The organism is Kitasatospora sp. NPDC059817 (genome assembly GCF_042731835.1).
GTDB lineage: Bacteria > Actinomycetota > Actinomycetes > Streptomycetales > Streptomycetaceae > Kitasatospora.
Window position 1 is genome coordinate 24,903 of sequence record NZ_JBHWIR010000014.1, and the last position, 951, is coordinate 25,853.

The window sequence follows — 951 nt, forward strand, 5'->3', positions numbered from 1 at the left end:
CTTTTGTTTTTTTTTTGGGTTTTTTTTTTTTTTATACCTCTAATCTGACACACACACACTCCCTTTGCTCGCCCCCCCCCACCCCCCCCCCCCTTCGGCGTTGCCGCCCGTCCGCCGCCCTGCACGCTGTCCGTTCGCGGTCCCGCGCGCCGCCCGTTCGCCGCCCCGCACCCGTCGCCGAGTTCGCCCGTTTCGCACCTGTTGCACGGGGCCGGCGGCACGGTGTCGGGCATGGCGATGACCGTCCGCGACCGGGGCGGATCTCTGGGTGTACGGAGTTCGGCACGGCGTCACTTCACGGTTGTGTCCTCGTTCTGCATCCGTTGGGAGGTTCCGAATTCCCTGTCCGTGTACGGGCATATGCTCAAGGTGCGAAGCCGACTCCCCATCCGGCTTCAGCCCTCCCTCGACTCAGGAGCAGTATGTCGACCGCCGCCGCCCGCCAGGCATTCTTCGACCGGACGCACAGCGACGATCTGATCGCGTTCCTCGGCACCTCGCCGTCCCCGTACCACGCGGTCGCGAGCGCCGCCGAGCGGCTGGAGAAGGCAGGCTTCCGGCAGGTCGCCGAGACCGACGTCTGGGACGGCGCCGCCGGCGGCCGTTACCTGATCCGGGGCGGCGCCCTGATCGCCTGGTACCTGCCGGAGAGCGCCCGCCCCGAGACCCCGTTCCGGGTGGTCGGTACCCACACCGACTCGCCGAACCTGCGGGTCAAGCCAGTGCCGGACACCGGCTCGGCCGGCTGGCGCCAGGTCGCCGTGGAGATCTACGGCGGCGTCCCGCTGAACACCTGGCTGGACCGTGACCTCGGGCTCTCCGGCCGCCTCGCGCTGAAGGACGGCAGCTCGCGGCGCGTGCCGCAGGGCGCTCCCCGGGGGGGGGGGGCGCCCCCGCCCGCACACCCGCGCCCCCCCGAGCACACACGCCGGAGAGACAGCCACCAACCCC

1 pseudogene is annotated in these 951 nt (G+C 70.5%); it reads left to right on the forward strand.

Annotated elements, in window-relative coordinates:
• Positions 1-422: 422 nt before the first annotated feature.
• Positions 423-871: pseudogene (locus ACFV61_RS05255) on the forward strand (M18 family aminopeptidase); the annotation flags it as partial.
• Positions 872-951: the final 80 nt, after the last annotated feature.